Raw genomic sequence first — 15,373 nt, 5'->3', positions numbered from 1 at the left:
CCTTGGCGACTGACACCCCATCCTTCGTGATGGTCGGCGCGCCGAAGCTGCGTTCGATCAGGACGTTTCTGCCTTTGGGCCCAAGCGTCACCTTCACGGCATCGGCCAGCACATTGACGCCCTTGACGATGCGGGCACGGGCGGTATCGTGGAATTTGACCTCTTTTGCACTCATGTTATTGCTCCGGAGTTTGTCGTTGACCAGCGGGTCGGGGCCTACCGATGCATTGACCGGCGCAAATTACCGGCGCAACGACCAGCCCAGCGGCGACGACCCTATTTGTCTTCAGGCAGCCTTGCGCGCTGAACCTGCGTCCGCCTCGAGAACGCCCATGACATCCTCCTCGCGCATGACGAGCAACTCCTCGCCATCGACCTTGACGGTCTGGCCTGCGTATTTGCCGAATAGAACCTGGTCACCGACCTGTAGCTGGAGCGGGCGCAGCGCGCCGTCCTGCAGCAGCCGGCCGCTGCCAACTGCGACGACTTCGCCTTGTTCTGGTTTTTCTGCTGCTGAATCGGGAATTACGATGCCCGAAGCTGTCGTCTGTTGCGTTTCGATTCGCTTGACGATAACCCGGTCGTAGAGGGGACGAATATGCATTTCCATCTCCTGAGCGATTAAAGGATCACCAATAAGGGAATCCGGCTGCACGACTGCGGCACGCTGGATGTCAGCGTACAGCCGAGCCAAAGCCTGGCGAAAAGCGAAATAAGGGTGGCGTTTTTTTGATTCAAGGGGTGGCGAAAGTTCGATTTGTAACTTTTTGTATCAGAGCGGCAGCAGAATACGATGCACTCGGCCGAGCCGATAAACCGTGCGCCCCCGTTGGTCTTGCCGGCGAGATATCGGCACCGCAGGGCACGGCGGCCGGCGCCCGCCATCAGCGTTCAATGTGTCGTCAGGTTCGTTCAGCGTACGCCACAAGCCAGACTGCACAGGCCGAAAAATCCAGCGGAGATAGCCTCGGCGCGCAGCGAGTTGCATTAACCTTTCGCGCTCACTTTCGTCATCGTCCAGCGGCGCCCTGTTGCTCGCATCTGCCTCGTAGAAACCGAACGCCTGGCGGCAGGCGAGCGCCTCGGCCGCGCTTGCGCCTATGACGTTGCAACTGCGCTGCTCGACGCGCTCGATCTCCCACGCGCCCAGTTGCCAGGCTGCGTCAAGCACCAGCAAATCCACCGTCTCGAAGCAGCGCCATTGAAGATTCAGCGTGATCGTCGATGGGGGAATGGGGCGTGACGGAATATCAACGCCGGGCAACACCAGGGGCGTCGCACGCCGGAATCCGTGCCAGTGAAGTAGTACGATCAGCGGCGTGTTGATGTGCGCCGCAGCGGTGATGGTGACGGCGAAGAGCGGCAGTCGCACTGTGTCGATCTCTCATGAAGTTTGTCGAAAAGGTCCATGAAGTCTCCCAGTTGGCAATCGGAGGGCCTCTTGAATGTGCGCTGGTTGCATTATTTTATGGAGTACATGCTCGATAGGCTTACCAGTCGTCCTGCTTCCCGGATGGGCGCGAACGCGATTTTCAGCTTGCCATCGACCTCCAGTTTTCGGGCGGTTTGCAACCCCTCCTGCTCAAAGGCCTCAGGGTTCAATACCTTGCTCGAACTGAGCGATGAGCGTCGCCACCTCGAGGTAACCCTCGAGGTAGGGATAGAGACGGTCGGGACAAGGCTCCAATATGGCGATGGATGTGACGCATCACGACTGCCCAGCAGTCGGTAAGCTGGGGCGATTCCGACGCGACCGCGTTTTTCACCTAATCCACCATCCGTATCGTCTACCCTGCTGCAGAACATCCAAGGCTACACGACATCATTGACGGACAGCACATCGATTGCTTGATGGAAGAGCCGCACTGAACTTCTTTTACTGCCACTCGATTTCAATCCGCTCCGCGCGGAAGCCCGCATCCTTAGCTGCCTGCTCGACTTCCTGAGGGCTGACGCATCCTCGAATGGCGCCGACCTCTTCACAATCCTCGAAAAGACGCCCAGCCCAGTGGCCGCTTGGGGTACGGTAAATCCGCAGGATGAGGGGTACGCACTGCCCGCGCATGTGGCTCCGGAGGGGTGCAGGGGTGTCACGATTCTGACACCTTGACCTGGCGAAAAGGTCCCGAGAGACAAGGGGCCTCAGGTTTCCCAAAGGGGCAACGGTATGGCACCTGGGAATCGGGCCAGTTCATTGCCTAAGCTACTGGGTGTGGTGCACTCTCATGTGGGGACAGAACCGAGATGGCAATCCATCTGTATGGTCAAAACCGCGGGGTTAGAATTTCGAAAACGACGCTTTTAAGGGCTTTGAGCGTTGGCCCGCTGCGGCGCCGACGGCAGCGATCGCGCGCGCGGTGGTGCAGCTCGACGAGGCGATCACGCTGAAGCGCCGGGCCGCGGCAGCGCGGCTTACGCCCAGGGCGACGCAGTACCGCTGCGACCCATTAGTCCGTCCCGCCTCGAACTGGCAGTGATCATTGCGCTGGCCGAGATCTTGGCTCACGAGAAATCGAGGGGCGATCCGATCGAAGGCATCGCCGGACTTTTGTGTTCGCACATGTAGTTGCGCACCGCCCGCAAGAATAGATCTTTAACGACGTTGTCGCTCGCGTGACTACCAGCCCTTAAGAATAGCTCGGCGAGGGCTGCGTCGGTCAGGGTGCCGACCCCCACGCGGTCATCAAATCGAAATCCGAAGAGAACCCAGTCACTGGCGGTTCTTTCGTTTATGAACCACACATCCACTACTTCTTTCATGTTGCCTGTACAAACCGAGCGTGATACCGGGCGAGTCGAGCCGGTCGCAGACTTTTCGTTGTAAGGCGAAACCGAACTGTTTCGCAGACCCCACTGCTGCCTGCTTCAGCCCTTTTAACGGAGCCCAAAACGGGTTCTAATGTCGCATCGAAGTTACGTCACCGTTGTCGAGAGGAAGCAAGGGCGGCGCAGGGATTCAGCAGTTGGTGCGCTTCAGAAGATTAAGAGAGCCTTAAGCCTATCGGGTCCCCGTGCTAGGAAAACCCTAGAATCATATGCATACCGAAGCGCTTATGCTATAGCGGCGTCATTTTGATGGGTAAAGCGTAGTTCCATCTCAAACAGCCAGAGGAGACGTGCGATGCCGAGGTACTTGTGGGCGAATGCGTTGATGGCGTCAGTGGCTATCCTGCTTTCAGGTTGCGGTGGCCATGATAACGACGATAACGGGCCGCGCTATCTATCGGATATAGCTGTCCCGAATGTCACGGCAGGTACTAATTTCTCGTTTGACATCGGCGCGGTTTCAGGTAGCCGCTATTACTTTACCGATAGGAATAACGCGTCCTTGGACCAAATCGACATCCCGTCGAAGACGTTCGTCAAGGCCATTCAGGGGAGCGGTGCGCTTGCGTTCACTGGACTTGGCCCGGGACCCAGTTCGAAGGCCGGCCCGGATGGTGCAAACCCGGTCGGCAATCTCGTCTATGTGGGCGATGTGAACTCCGTCAAGATAGTCGATCAGGCTACGGCCACCGTGACGAGCAAGATCACGGTCAGTACGACGGGGGTGCGCGCAGATGAAGGGTGTCTCGACGCCACGCACGGCGTCTTCATGATCTCGAGCCCGGAAGAAAACCCTCCATTCGCGACCTTCATCAACACCGCCACGCAGACCGTCATCGCCAAGGTGACATTTACGGATAGCGCCGGCGCGCCGACGGCGGGACTCGAAGCCTGCAGGTATGATCCCAACAGCGACAACTTCTACGTGAACGTCGACGGCAGCACTGCGAATCCTCATGGTGAGCTGGTGAAACTGCCGGGCGCATCGATTCGCGCCATACCGAGCGGCGGCACGCAGAACTATACGAAACTCGCCGGTGTCGCGATGTACGGAGAGGGCAACTGCGATCCTACCGGTCTGGCGCTCGGCCCGGGGAACGATATCGCGGTCGGGTGCAGGGAAGCGACTACCAACGCGCCCTTGCTGATGCAGATCTTCGACCGTTCGAACGGCGCACTTCTAGCGTCGCTCAACGCAGGCGGCGGCGATCAGCTGGAATATGATGCGCCCACCAATCGCTACTACAATGCTGCCAGCAGGTGGACGGCTTCCGGCAATGCGCCAACCAACGGTGCCTGCTCGTCGGCCTCCCCGTGCACGCCGGTTCTGACGATCGTCGATGCGGGAAGCCGCAGCATTGTCACGCGCCTGAACACGGGTAATAACGCCCATTCGGTCGCGGTCGACCCAGCGACGGGACTCATTTTCGTCCCGTACTCGTCGGCAACGTCTCCGGCGGGTTGCCCAGGCTGCGCGTCCAACGGATTCGTCAACGGCGGAGTGTCTGTATTTGCTGCCAAGTAAAGACGACGGCCCTTTCAAGGTAACGCGTCGACCTGGTTTGGGAAGATGCTGTAAGGGCGGCTCTCTACGGCCTCTAGAGAGCCGCTCCGCAACCCCAATCAAAATGCTTCTGTAAGCCGCTCTTGTTTGCAGCGGAGTCGGGCACCGTAGGCTGCCCTCATCGGCTTCGCCGTCTCACTGATTCGACTGATGCCTCGCATTGACGCCATCGAGCTCGACCGAACCCGGCCGCGGGTCGGCGGTGTGGACCTTGACCATCGTTGGCAAGCGTCGCAAGTAGCGCACCGTGCCGGTGAGCGCGACGACTATTGCCGCACTTCGGACGCATTGGAAAGACCGGGGCCGCGACTTCGATGCTCCACGTGCCGAGGGTCCGCTGATTGCGCCGCAGTGGATTCCGGGCACGCGGGCGGCGCTCGTGCGGCCCGACGCCGGTGCCAATGAGGCGCCCCACACCGTCGACGCGCTCGGCCGACTGGTACGCATGACGATCCAGCGTTTGACCCAGGAAACGGCGGCGCTCGCCCACTTCAGCACGGACGACCTGGTGCAACTGGCGAACACGTCGGCGCATGCTTTCCGGCATACGTTCGGCACGCGCGCCGTGGCGCGTGAGATGCCGACCGATGCAGGCGATACTCGGTCACGCGTCGTTGCAGACGACTTCTATCTATGTAAGGGCCGAACGACGACGCATGCTGGAGGCTGCGGCGCGCTACTATGCCGAGGACGAGGGATAGGGTCGCGTCGTCCGAGCGGCGCGGGCAACTACGAGCCAGTTTGGCGAGTCACGATTGGATTGGTCACCATGTCAAGCAACGCGAACGACATCCAGAGCGATTTTCTGAGCGCCGTGATACGCGAACGTAAGATCGTTTGGGTATTTTTGGTGAATGGAATCAAATTGACCGGCCAATTGATGTCCTTCGACAAATACGCGCTCGCGCTGCAGTCGCCGACGGGCATCCAGACGGTGTTTAAAAGCGCGGTGTCGACCGTCTGTGAATCGCACTTCGTCGAGAATGGAGGAGCGAAGGGTCGTCCAGCGACGACCGCGCGCGCGTCAGCCCGCCGAGGGGATCAGCGTTAATCGCGCGTCCACCCAAGCATCCGCCGTTCATCGGTGAAAACTTATCCACAGAAACCGTGGACAGCCCTGTGCATAAGCGGGATCTAAAGTGACCTAACTAAGTCTCGATTCCTTGGCGATTTTTCTTGATCGCTGAGCAGCCGTTTCCAATAGCGCTCTGAACTTCTTTTACTGCCACTCGATTTCAATCCGCTCCGGGCGGAAGCCAGCGTCCTTAGCTGCCTGCTCGACTTCCTGAGGGCGGACGCGTCCTCCAATGGCGCCGACCTCCTCACAATCCTCGAACAGACGCCCAGCCCAGTGGCCGCCTGAAGTACGGTAAATCCGCAGGACGAGGGGTACGCACTGACCGCGCATGTGGCTCCTGAGGGGTACAGGGGTGCCATGATTCTGACACTTTGTCCTGGCGAAAAAGACCCCCACAGACCCCTTATATGCATATCAAAAAAGGAGCCCGAGGTCTCCGAAAGCGGCAGGTGAGGGCCGCGTCCATCTAAGGAACTCGGGCCAGCATGGAGACGGTGACGGGCGGCGTCGCCTTTATTCGCGCGAGACGGAAACGGCGGTCAGCTAATCAGTCAAGTTGCGGGAAGAACGTGGTGACCTTGAGCGTCACCGCCCAGCCGCGGCGGCCGATCTCAAGCATTGGAACGGTCGAGATCCGCGGTGCTTCAACCATGCGGCAATAGGCCGTCCCTCCTCGAGGGCTGCGACGAGCGTTCCGAACAGAGGGATCATCACCGTCATCGTCGTGACTGCCCTCAGACGGTGGCGACTGCCGCCGCCGCAGGCCGAGCTTGCGAGCGCCGCGCGCGCCAGGGCCAAGAGACATCAGGCCAGGTTCCACTCCACTTTGCGCCTGCCGATCTCCGCCGTTTCCTAACTTAGACGACGACAAAAGCCGTTCCGCCACAATTTCCTCTGCAGTATAGGCGGGCATATTTGAGGCATAGCCGGCGTATTGGGCGCCGGCCCTTGCGCGGCGCGCGAGTCGATGTCGACCGAGCTTCGGCATATGGGCGTTTTGTGTGCGCTCGGCGCCCTCAAACGAAGCAAACATACCCCTCACGAGTCAATTCCGAGAAGGGAATTCAATAAACGATATCGAAATGTCTGATATGAGCATGCGGTTCGGTGCTTTCTGAGCTTTGCTGCATGGTTGATGCGCTTCGATCCTAGACGCGTGCTGGTCGCGTCGCCTAATATTTGAGCAGCGGAAGCAGCAATGCCGGCACAGGGAAGGGGGGCACATGCTTTGTCCCGAGGTCAGATACAAGGAACGGATCCTCACACCTGACATAAACGAGGACGGTGGAATGTATGCCGTTAAGCTCGTCGTTCGCTCGCCCGAAGGCTCTCAACGTACAACCGGCGTCCTCGGGATTTTCCTTGCCCTGTCGAAGCATTGCGCTTTGCTCTTCGATACGGCATGGCTGAAATCGATAAAGGCGCGTCCGCGTCCAACATTCGAGAAGGCGACTTTCGCTCGGCGTAGTGTCTCAGTCTGCTGCCCACACATGAGACCGCGCTTACAAGTACCGCACCGGCGCCAGATATTCGATCATCCGAAACAAGCCGTGCAGCGGTTCGCCTTTTCGGTAATAGGCGTCGATCTCCGCCTCTATGCCGCGCTCCATAATTTCCGCTTCTGCAAGCGAGGTGTGTGCAAGAATCGGTACCCTCGCAAATCGGATCGAGCCGCGCATGGACTTCGCCACGCTGAAGCCGTCCCACTCCGGCATTTCAATGTCAAGAATGACGACATGGGGCACCCACGATTCTGGAATCGCAAAGGCTGCCCTGCCGCCGGCGGCGACCCGAGCACGACATCCATAGGCCATCATAGCGGCAGCCAGCGCGTTTGCCATGGCGTCGTCGTCGTCGACGATCAGCACTGCAACCGGGGGCATGACGGAGTCGAAGTCGCGCGTGGCCCAAAGGCCTGGCATCGAAGTGGCGTTACGAGGCATGGCGGTACACATGGCAGAAAGTGCCGTTTGGTCTACGCAACGCTCATGCCGGTCGCCCTGAGCGTTTCGGGCAATGCAGCAGAGTTCGAGCGCACGTCGCATTAAGCATCGTGATCGACTCCTCTCGGTCGAAAAGCGTCGAGCGATCGCGCAACGACCAGAGTGGGCTCGCCCGTGACGCTTGCCGACAAGGCAACCGATTTCCATCCGCCCGCGGAGAGCGGCGATGAACAAAGATCAAGTGAAGGGCTAGGTGAAAAGGTTAAAAGCGAGACAATCAGGGCGTCGGAAAGGTCACGGGCGATCCGATGCAAGAAGCCAAGGGTGACGCGCAGTAAATTGAGAGTGAAGCGCGCAAGGACTCGGGCGAAGGGTAACTCAAGGACGCCACGGATCGGGCCGACGAATAACCCCCCCGGCTGCCTGAAGACATGCGAACGGCCCACCGTGAAAGCGGGCCTGGCCTTGCCGCGTCGTTCGGCCGGGGCGTTGATGCGATGGACGGCGGCACAAAAGTTCTAACTTTTCTTCGGACGATTCCCTGCAATCCTGGCCCGGCCGATTGGAAAGACCGCGCTACTGCTTGATCGGGCCCGTTGATTGGGAGCCCTGCGTCGGTGCGGGTGACGATTCCGGTGACATCCCTTGCTCTCGGTTCTGCATGAGCGTAGCGCCGCTTCCTGAGGATCCAGACTGAACGCCGCCTTCCGACGAATCCCCCGTGCGCGGCACCGGTGCGGGTCCGTTCCCCTTCGGCTGCATCGGCTGCATTTGCTGCTGGAGCTGCGTCGACTGATCGCGCGGGATGTCCTGCGACATGGCGACAGTGCTGGCGAATGCTAGGAGGGTGCCAGCGATCACAGTAGTGGTTCTCATCTCCGACTCCTTGAAAGTCCGGCGGACCGTGCGCCGCCTGCAGGGAGATCAGCATCGGCCGTACCGACCTTTCATCCAAGCCACGCGTCGCAGTCGCGCGGGCGAGTCAATGGCGCCGAGGTGGCGTCAGCGCGCGTTGGTGGGGCCATGAGATTTCCGCGACCGCCGACTTACATCGGTCGCTTCAGAATGGCGTGGGCGAGGATTTTGCGCACCCGTTTGCACAGCAGAGGGAGAACGAGGGATGCTGACTGACATCGAACGATTTCTAGATCAACTGGGCGACGAAGCCCGCGCGGTCGCGATGCAACACTTCCGCACAGAAATCGGCGTCGAAACGAAGTCCGACGCGACGCCCGTCACGAAGGCGGATCGCGCCATTGAGCGACGGTTGCGGGAAATGATCGCATCGCGCTATCCAACGCATGTCCTGGTCGGCGAGGAAGAGGGCGGGCGCATTGCAGACGGCATAAGCTGGGTCATCGATCCGATCGATGGAACCAAGAGCTTTGTAACCGGCTTGCCGCTGTTTGGAACGCTTGTCGCAATTCTTGAGGATCGACGGCCCATCTGCGGCATGGTTGAGGTGCCAGTCATGCGCGAGCGATGGATCGGTGTAGCCGACCGAACGTCGTGCAACGCCGACCCGTGCGTGGTGAGTGCGTGCGCGCATGTGCGCGACGCGCGGCTGTGCTCGACAGACCCGAGGATGTTTTCAGGTGAGGCCGCACGGTCATTCGCGACGCTTGCGCGCGAAGTGCGCGTCACGCGGTTCGGCACGGATTGCTATGGCTACGCGATGCTCGCTTCAGGTCACGTCGATCTCATCGTCGAAGACGGTCTGCAGGTTCACGACGTCATGGCGATCGTTCCAATCATCGAGGGCGCGGGTGGCATCGTCACGACATGGGCTGGCCATGCTATCGACGCAGCCTTCCAAGGCGACATCATTGCGGCGGCGACGCAATCGCTGCACGATGAGGCGTGTCGGTGGCTAGGCCAGCCGCGAAGGTGAAGCGACAGCGCGGACCCTGCATGGGTTTTCGGCGCGTCGCTGCGCGCAGCGAGCCGTTCATTGACGTATGCTGGAAACAGGGCTTCTGCAGACGAGCGCTCGGGTTGCATCGTGTATCTGAGAGAGGGTGTTACGCGGTCGATCGCTCCATGAACCTGCGTGACCAGCAAATGAAAGACGCGAACGCCATTGCCGCGCTGTTTTCTTCATACGATGAAGCAGACGAAGCCCTTCGTGAGCTTCACGCGCGAGGTCTTCGATGCGACGACGGGCAACTGTGTGCGCGGGCAGCTCACCGCCGCACGGATGCCAGGCGCGTTGGACCGCTTCCCGAGATGCGCGCCCGGGACCGGGCAGAGTAAGTGGCGCACGGTGAACACCTTGGAGTCGTGAGCGGGGCGCGACGGTTTAGCGGACCGAACTGGCAACTCACCACTGCCGAATTTGCCGTCGGGCAAGGACACGCTAAACCGCGTGAGCGGACCTTATTGGTTGCCAAGTTGGCCGACACGATGCCGCACGATGTCGCGATCGCTGTGATGTGCGATCACGGTGCGCTTGCGGTAAAAGACATCGCGGGTCGCTGGCGCTTCTCGCTTCACAAAAGTGGCCGGGACCGGGAGGATGGTAGGTGACCTCCGAAGTGCGCAAGGCCTTGACCCGTCAATCCGGCGCGCTTGTTCAGAGTTCGCATAGGTCTAACGCGAAACGTGCTAACGGTAACTCGTTGTCATCGGCGGCGTCCATTTCTTCGATCAAGGCGGAGGCAATTGCCAACTGCGCCGGCAACAGAGATGCCGCGTTTTGCGCGCGGGCCTCGCCGCCGCTTATGGCGACGCACCGCTTGAGCAATCACGGTATGCGTTAGGTCCGACGCTTGCTCGATCCGTGGAAAATCAACTTGCTCCAATGAGGCCACCATGACCGAGAAATCGAATCCGGGATCTCCGTTCGGCGAACAACAGCAACACCGAACGCCGGGTCTGACTGCCCCGATGAGTCCGACGCCGGATTACGGCGAACACTCGTACAAGGGGAGCGGCAGGTTGGCCGGAAAGGTGGCTCTGATCACGGGCGCCGACAGCGGGATCGGTCGCGCGGTCGCGATTGCTTATGCGCGCGAGGGCGCCGACGTCGCGATCTCCTATCTGGACGAACACGACGACGCAAAGGAAACGGCGCGCTGGGTTGAGCAGGCCGGACGTAAGGCTCTATTGTTGCCGGGTGACATTACGGATCGTCAGCACTGTAAAGACCTGGTGACTAGAACTACCGAGGCCTTTGGCCGGATCGATGTTCTGGTGAACAACGCCGCCTACCAGATGACGTATGACAGCCTTGAAGACATCTCCGACGATGAGTGGGACAAAACGTATTCCACGAACGTGGGCGCGATGTTCCGTATAACCAAGGCTGCACTTCCGCACATGAAGGAAGGCGGCGCCATCGTCAATACGACTTCCATCAACGCCGACAGTCCGAGTCCGGGGCTGATCGCCTACGCGAGCACGAAGGGGGCAATCCAGAACTTCACCGGTGGCCTCGCGCAGTTACTCGCCGAGCGCGGGATTCGCGTGAACTGCGTCGCGCCTGGTCCGATCTGGACGCCGCTCATTCCATCGACGATGCCGCCGGAGAAAGTTAAGAGCTTTGGTTCGCAAGTACCGATGAAGCGTGCGGGGCAACCCGCAGAGCTTGCCGCCGCTTATGTCCTGCTTGCATCCGATGAGGCGAGCTACGTGTCCGGTGCAACCATCGCAGTGACGGGTGGCAAGCCGATAATCTAGAGGCGCATGACGCGACCTGGCAAGGAAAAATGGTGTATTGGCAGTCGTACATCGCGTCTGGCACAAGCCTGTGCCCCGTGGGTATCGGGCACGGCACCGGCCGCCGCACCGCCGATGGGGGTTCTCGGCGAACCGGCGCGCGGGGGTCGCTACGGTGGCGTGATCCATCGTTATTCATCGCCGATAGAAATTCAAACGCCGCGAATTCATTTCTATGAGCCCATGCAGCGCGATCGACGTGGGAGTTGCCGCGCTGAGGCCGGCGCAAGCGCCACAACACGACGTCCTCGGCGCTTTCGCCGTGCTGTGAAGCGCGCGCCTATCGCGTCAGGCGAAGCGCGTCGCATTTCTGTCGCCATCGAAGCCCATGATGGCTGGCATTCCGATGGCGATCCATTGCTGACTCCGCGTCGCTAGTTGCCCTCGATCTGGCTCGCGCTCAGATCAGTCGGCAGACAGTGCGGATGCTCGAAGCCCATGGGCGATGCGCCCGTCGAATAGAGAATGTTGTCGGTATTGTTCGGGCCCACGCCTTTGGGCACCGCGCCGAGTCCCGCGAGCTTACGCATGCGGTAAGCGATCGCGTGATCGGCGCACGCGGAGTCGCCGCTCACGCCTAGGCCGCCGATCACTCTCCCGCCTGCATAGAGCGCGACGCCGCCGCCGAAGGTGATCACGCCGCCGAGCACGCGGCCGATGCCGGTTCCCTGCTCGAGAAAGCGCGGGTCGAATGGATTCGAATTGTTCAGGCCATAGAGCGAGCCGCCCGGCTGCGTCGCTGCGTAAAGGTTGGCAGTCGAAAGGGCGAGACCATCGTTGCTGAATCCATTTGCCGTGTAGGCCTTTGCGATTGCGATCGCGCGGCTTCCCGGCCAAGCATCGCCGGTCTTGATCACCGAGCAGAGATGACCCTGCCTGTCCACGATGGCCGCCCACATGCGGTTTGGGGTGAAGATGCCGCCGTTGCCACTCTGCACCACGGCAGCCAACTGCTTCTCTACGAGCGAGATCGTTCCCTGCGGTAGCATGCAGCGCCCGGTCGGGCCGTCGTCGTTGTCGTTGGCATGCGCGGGTGCCAAAAGCGCAGCGGCCAGCAGTGCTGGAAGGGCGGGAAGCAATGAACGGCATTCGATGATGCGCATGGCAATTCTCCCAACGAAAGAAGGCCGGACGCGAGGCGCCTCCGGAATATGGACGGACGTACAGAACCATGAACTGGTAGGCTAAAATCAACTTAGGAATACGAAACGAATGTGGCAGAGGTATCTGTTTCAGGGCGCCTGCTCAATCGTGTGTGACTCGAGATAGAACCGTTATCTCAGCAGCTTTATGACGGTCGAGGATCCGAATAGTGATTTATTCTTTCGCCAGCATTACGTTTGATTGTTGTGTGCAGCCAGGTAGCGAAGGGAAGTGTAGGCAATCTTTTGAAAAAAGGGTAAGTATGAAAGTGTGCGCGCACACCCATCAGAGAAGCGCGGCGGGGCACACAAACACGCCGGGCGTCATCCGAGACTACGGTGGCGTCGGGTATCGGAGCCGTGTGCTCGTCTCATGGGCGCGGCATTGATCGCTGTATCTTTCGCTTTGCCTTCGTCTATCGTGAAAAGCGGCGGAGATGAAACCCGTCCGATGTCGCCTGTTCGAGCAGCTTTCAGGAGTATGCAGACCGGATCCTTGAAGAGTCCAGGCGGTCAAATTGGAAGTCGCCGATTCGACTTTCAGTTCGACTTTCCGTCGCGTCGGCGCCTGCTTGTTTCGGCGCTTTCACGATGAAGAGATACGATAGTGCGGCCAAGAAGGTCGCGACGGCGCTCGCGATCGGCGCCGCGGAGCCGGCGAGAAAGCCACCGTTAATGCACGCAGAGATGGTAGACGGCAGTGGCCGTAGTAGCACGCACAGGATCGGACATAATCGATCGGGACGATAGAATGGTCGGGAATTCGGGCGTTCGACCAGCCCGCAACGTCGCCCAGTTCAGTGACCGCTCTACCTCAGGAAGGCACAACGGGCGGAACAAGTGCCGAGCGGCAGAAGAGGGTCGGCTCCGGCCGGCCGCGCCGGGCAGCGAATCGCCCTCGCAACCCGGGGTAGTCTGCCTCGGAGCACCTTCGCCCCGTGGCGCTGGTTGTCGCGACCATTTTTTTGCGTGCAATACTACCGGCGATTTGGCGGAAAGCGACATCGACCAACGACACGATGCGGGGGAACTTGGGGAAGCAGGTCATTCTTGGCGCAGTTTTGGCGGCATTGACATCGACCGCGACGGCAGGCACGCACTACGTCGAAGTCTGGAATCCGCCCGAGGCGCGCAGCAGCGTGCCCGGAGTAAGCTCACAGTTTCATAAGTCGTCTGCGAAGCGGCACGCGCATACGAAGGCATTGCCGCGCAGCAATGGCAAGCATGACGTGCGAGCGGCAGCCGCCAGTTGGTCCCCGAGAGCGGCAGGACGACCGCACGCGCGACCCACGTTCAACGATATACCTCGTCAAATCACGCCAGAGGGGAACATTCTGCGCGTCAGCGATAGGCCGGGTTCGGTCGCGCTGCAACGCTAGCCTGAGTCGTATGCCGGGCGTCGGGGGAGATAACGCCTTGTGGCACCGGCGTCAGTACGTCCGAGTCGGACGGCGTCGAACGATCCGTTCGTGGAACGAGGCGCTCAACTAAGTGCGCAAAGCCGCGAAGTCCATCAGGTGCAGCGAGAGGTCTTGACGGGTTCATGTTTTTCGCGTCGGGTCGAGAGGCGTTTCTAAGGTTCGGAGGGCTTTTTATCCGTCAGTGTTGCGCGCCGTGTCGATCCTACGAAAGGAGCTTGATCTGGGACCCAGTGGGCGGCCGCTTATTCGCGGGTAAGTGGCGACTCAAGCGCGGTTGCCAAGTGCGACCGTTCCGGAGACGGTGGAGCGGGCCGCCGCGAAACGAGCGGGCGAGTATCAGAATCCGTTCGAGATGTATGGGCCGCCTTGTGGGTACGTCCGATACGCGCCCCATGTAGTCAAAAATGCAGCACAACGGCGAGCAGGAAATAAGTATTCCGAATGGATGTGGCGATAATTTGCCTCCGGACGTGGTTGGCCGAAGACCGGTCTATAGCTAGCCGTCTATAACCTTGTGAACCTTGAACATCGCGGTCGGCTTGTTGAACCACGTTGTGAGCCATGATCAGAGGTCCTCTTCAAGGGAATTGAGGATTGTGAGGCGCTCGACTTCCCGAGCAAGACGGACGACGTCCAGTGATGCCGTCTGAGCATCGTAAGTCGGCGAGCTAGAGCTTGGTGCCTGCCCGCCAACAAGCTCCGATTCTTAGGTTTTTTTCGCATCCGATGAGCGGTTTGATACAGTCTGAGACTTAACCCTTGAAATCAAAGAAATAGCGACCGTGGATCTCTTTTACTACTGGAAGGATTATGTTGCGGACATCCGTGCAAAGCGGATCGGTTCATTGGGTTCCGACATCGTAGATATTGAACGGATTCTGGCACGGCGTCCCGCTGACCGCGTCTGGGTGTTCAAAACGCCAGAGGGAAAGCTTGGCAACTTGCAAGTCCTTGGCCGGCTGTGGGTCGTCGGTGAATGTCCGGACGGGTGTACGCCCTCCAAGCTTCACAACGTCTTCTATGATCCGTCATCCCCGCATTCGGTGTGGTTCACAGACTCGGGAACCGATGAGCGGGTGAACGAGATTACCAATATCCTCAACGATCGATATCAAGCTGCGTTCCGTGCCAATTTTCGTGGCGCGAACGGCATCAAGGAGATTGATGCTGACATCGTGGCCAAGCTGAAGAACGTCACGAACGGCTACACCTCCGTTCAGTTCATGGATGGCATCAAGCCGGTTGAGAGCAAGAAGGCGGCGTAGCTGAGTTGAGCAACCCCTTATCGCGCTGGTAGTCTGTTGCCACCGATCGCAGTATAAATCCGGGTGTCAAGACTGAAGTGAAGCGGTCAGACGTTGACACCATTCTCGACCGAGCGGCATTTCCGAGGTCATTGCCCTGAACATCGGCGCGTCGGCAAGGCGTCGGCGGCGACACGCGCCGACCGCTTGACATAACGCGGTCTTAGCATCGACAGGTTTGTGGGAGCAACATGAGAATGTCGTGTTCTAGCAAGATACAAATGTCGCGTTTTGCGACCTCTGGCAAGCTGGCGACTCACTGCAGCACTGCAGGAGTCGTCCATGAAGCCAGCAACGTTGGTGACATTGAACATGCGCGAACTCGACCGTCTGAAGGTGATCCAGGCCGTGGTGGATATGGGAGTCAAACCCGGTCGA

Annotated in this window: 12 protein-coding genes and 2 pseudogenes; 5 read left to right on the top strand and 9 right to left on the bottom strand. The window is 59.8% G+C overall.

All coding sequences use genetic code 11. The features are described 5' to 3' along the window. The 5 genes and pseudogenes from groEL to AWB74_RS46670 all read right to left on the bottom strand — a co-directional run. Positions 1–175 (bottom strand): annotated as a pseudogene (groEL, locus tag AWB74_RS45390) (chaperonin GroEL); the annotation flags it as partial. Positions 176–286: 111 nt separating this feature from the next. Further along, positions 287–604, bottom strand: a complete 318-nt coding sequence (locus AWB74_RS41130; protein ID WP_061152284.1) for a co-chaperone GroES — start codon at positions 602–604, stop codon at positions 287–289. A gap of 168 nt (positions 605–772) precedes the next feature. Then, positions 773–1,410, bottom strand: a pseudogene (locus AWB74_RS41125) (diguanylate cyclase). Between the two features lie 868 nt (positions 1,411–2,278). Next, positions 2,279–2,506: a hypothetical protein gene (locus AWB74_RS46675; protein ID WP_061152281.1), complete on the bottom strand. Its 228-nt coding sequence runs from the start codon at positions 2,504–2,506 to the stop codon at positions 2,279–2,281. Next, positions 2,503–2,760 (bottom strand): hypothetical protein, encoded by a 258-nt coding sequence (locus tag AWB74_RS46670; RefSeq protein ID WP_061152280.1) that lies wholly within the window; start codon positions 2,758–2,760, stop codon positions 2,503–2,505. The genes AWB74_RS46675 and AWB74_RS46670 overlap by 4 nt, the downstream gene beginning before the upstream one ends. 361 nt (positions 2,761–3,121) lie before the next feature. Here AWB74_RS46670 and AWB74_RS41110 point away from each other — a divergent pair, with 361 nt between their 5' ends. Both AWB74_RS41110 and AWB74_RS41105 read left to right on the top strand, forming a co-directional pair. After that, complete coding sequence (locus AWB74_RS41110; protein WP_061152279.1) at positions 3,122–4,351, top strand: YncE family protein; 1,230 nt, start codon at positions 3,122–3,124, stop codon at positions 4,349–4,351. Positions 4,352–4,643: 292 nt separating this feature from the next. Then, positions 4,644–5,441, top strand: a complete 798-nt coding sequence (locus tag AWB74_RS41105) for an RNA chaperone Hfq (RefSeq protein ID WP_061152278.1) — start codon at positions 4,644–4,646, stop codon at positions 5,439–5,441. Positions 5,442–6,015: 574 nt separating this feature from the next. Here the strand turns inward: AWB74_RS41105 and AWB74_RS46115 are convergent. Continuing rightward, positions 6,016–6,501 (bottom strand): hypothetical protein, encoded by a 486-nt coding sequence (locus AWB74_RS46115; RefSeq protein ID WP_143749464.1) that lies wholly within the window; start codon positions 6,499–6,501, stop codon positions 6,016–6,018. A gap of 469 nt (positions 6,502–6,970) precedes the next feature. Next, positions 6,971–7,351, bottom strand: a complete 381-nt coding sequence (locus AWB74_RS46665) for a response regulator (protein ID WP_160110380.1) — start codon at positions 7,349–7,351, stop codon at positions 6,971–6,973. 1,180 nt (positions 7,352–8,531) lie between these two features. Here AWB74_RS46665 and AWB74_RS41080 point away from each other — a divergent pair. Then, positions 8,532–9,302: an inositol monophosphatase family protein gene (locus AWB74_RS41080; RefSeq protein WP_087039498.1), complete on the top strand. Its 771-nt coding sequence runs from the start codon at positions 8,532–8,534 to the stop codon at positions 9,300–9,302. A gap of 206 nt (positions 9,303–9,508) precedes the next feature. On the opposite strand, the gene AWB74_RS46660 is transcribed toward AWB74_RS41080, so the two are convergent. Beyond that, the gene (locus tag AWB74_RS46660) at positions 9,509–9,673 is read right to left on the bottom strand and encodes a hypothetical protein (protein WP_160110379.1); all 165 of its coding nucleotides are present in this window, start codon (positions 9,671–9,673) and stop codon (positions 9,509–9,511) included. Positions 9,674–10,222: 549 nt separating this feature from the next. Here AWB74_RS46660 and AWB74_RS41070 point away from each other — a divergent pair. Next, positions 10,223–11,089: an SDR family oxidoreductase gene (locus AWB74_RS41070; protein WP_061152272.1), complete on the top strand. Its 867-nt coding sequence runs from the start codon at positions 10,223–10,225 to the stop codon at positions 11,087–11,089. A 413-nt stretch (positions 11,090–11,502) separates the two neighbouring features. Here the strand turns inward: AWB74_RS41070 and AWB74_RS41065 are convergent, their stop codons facing one another. Beyond that, entirely contained in the window at positions 11,503–12,231 is a 729-nt protein-coding gene (locus AWB74_RS41065; RefSeq protein WP_061152271.1) for a GlcG/HbpS family heme-binding protein, read from the bottom strand. Positions 12,232–14,473: 2,242 nt separating this feature from the next. On the opposite strand from AWB74_RS41065, the gene AWB74_RS41055 reads away from it, so the two are divergent. Then, positions 14,474–14,956 (top strand): hypothetical protein, encoded by a 483-nt coding sequence (locus tag AWB74_RS41055; RefSeq protein ID WP_061152270.1) that lies wholly within the window; start codon positions 14,474–14,476, stop codon positions 14,954–14,956. Positions 14,957–15,373 lie beyond the last annotated feature (417 nt).

The sequence above is a fragment of the Caballeronia arvi genome (assembly GCF_001544695.2).
Lineage (GTDB): Bacteria > Pseudomonadota > Gammaproteobacteria > Burkholderiales > Burkholderiaceae > Caballeronia > Caballeronia arvi.
Note: the sequence above shows the minus strand (reverse complement) of the source record. Positions and strands in the feature narration are given on the sequence as shown.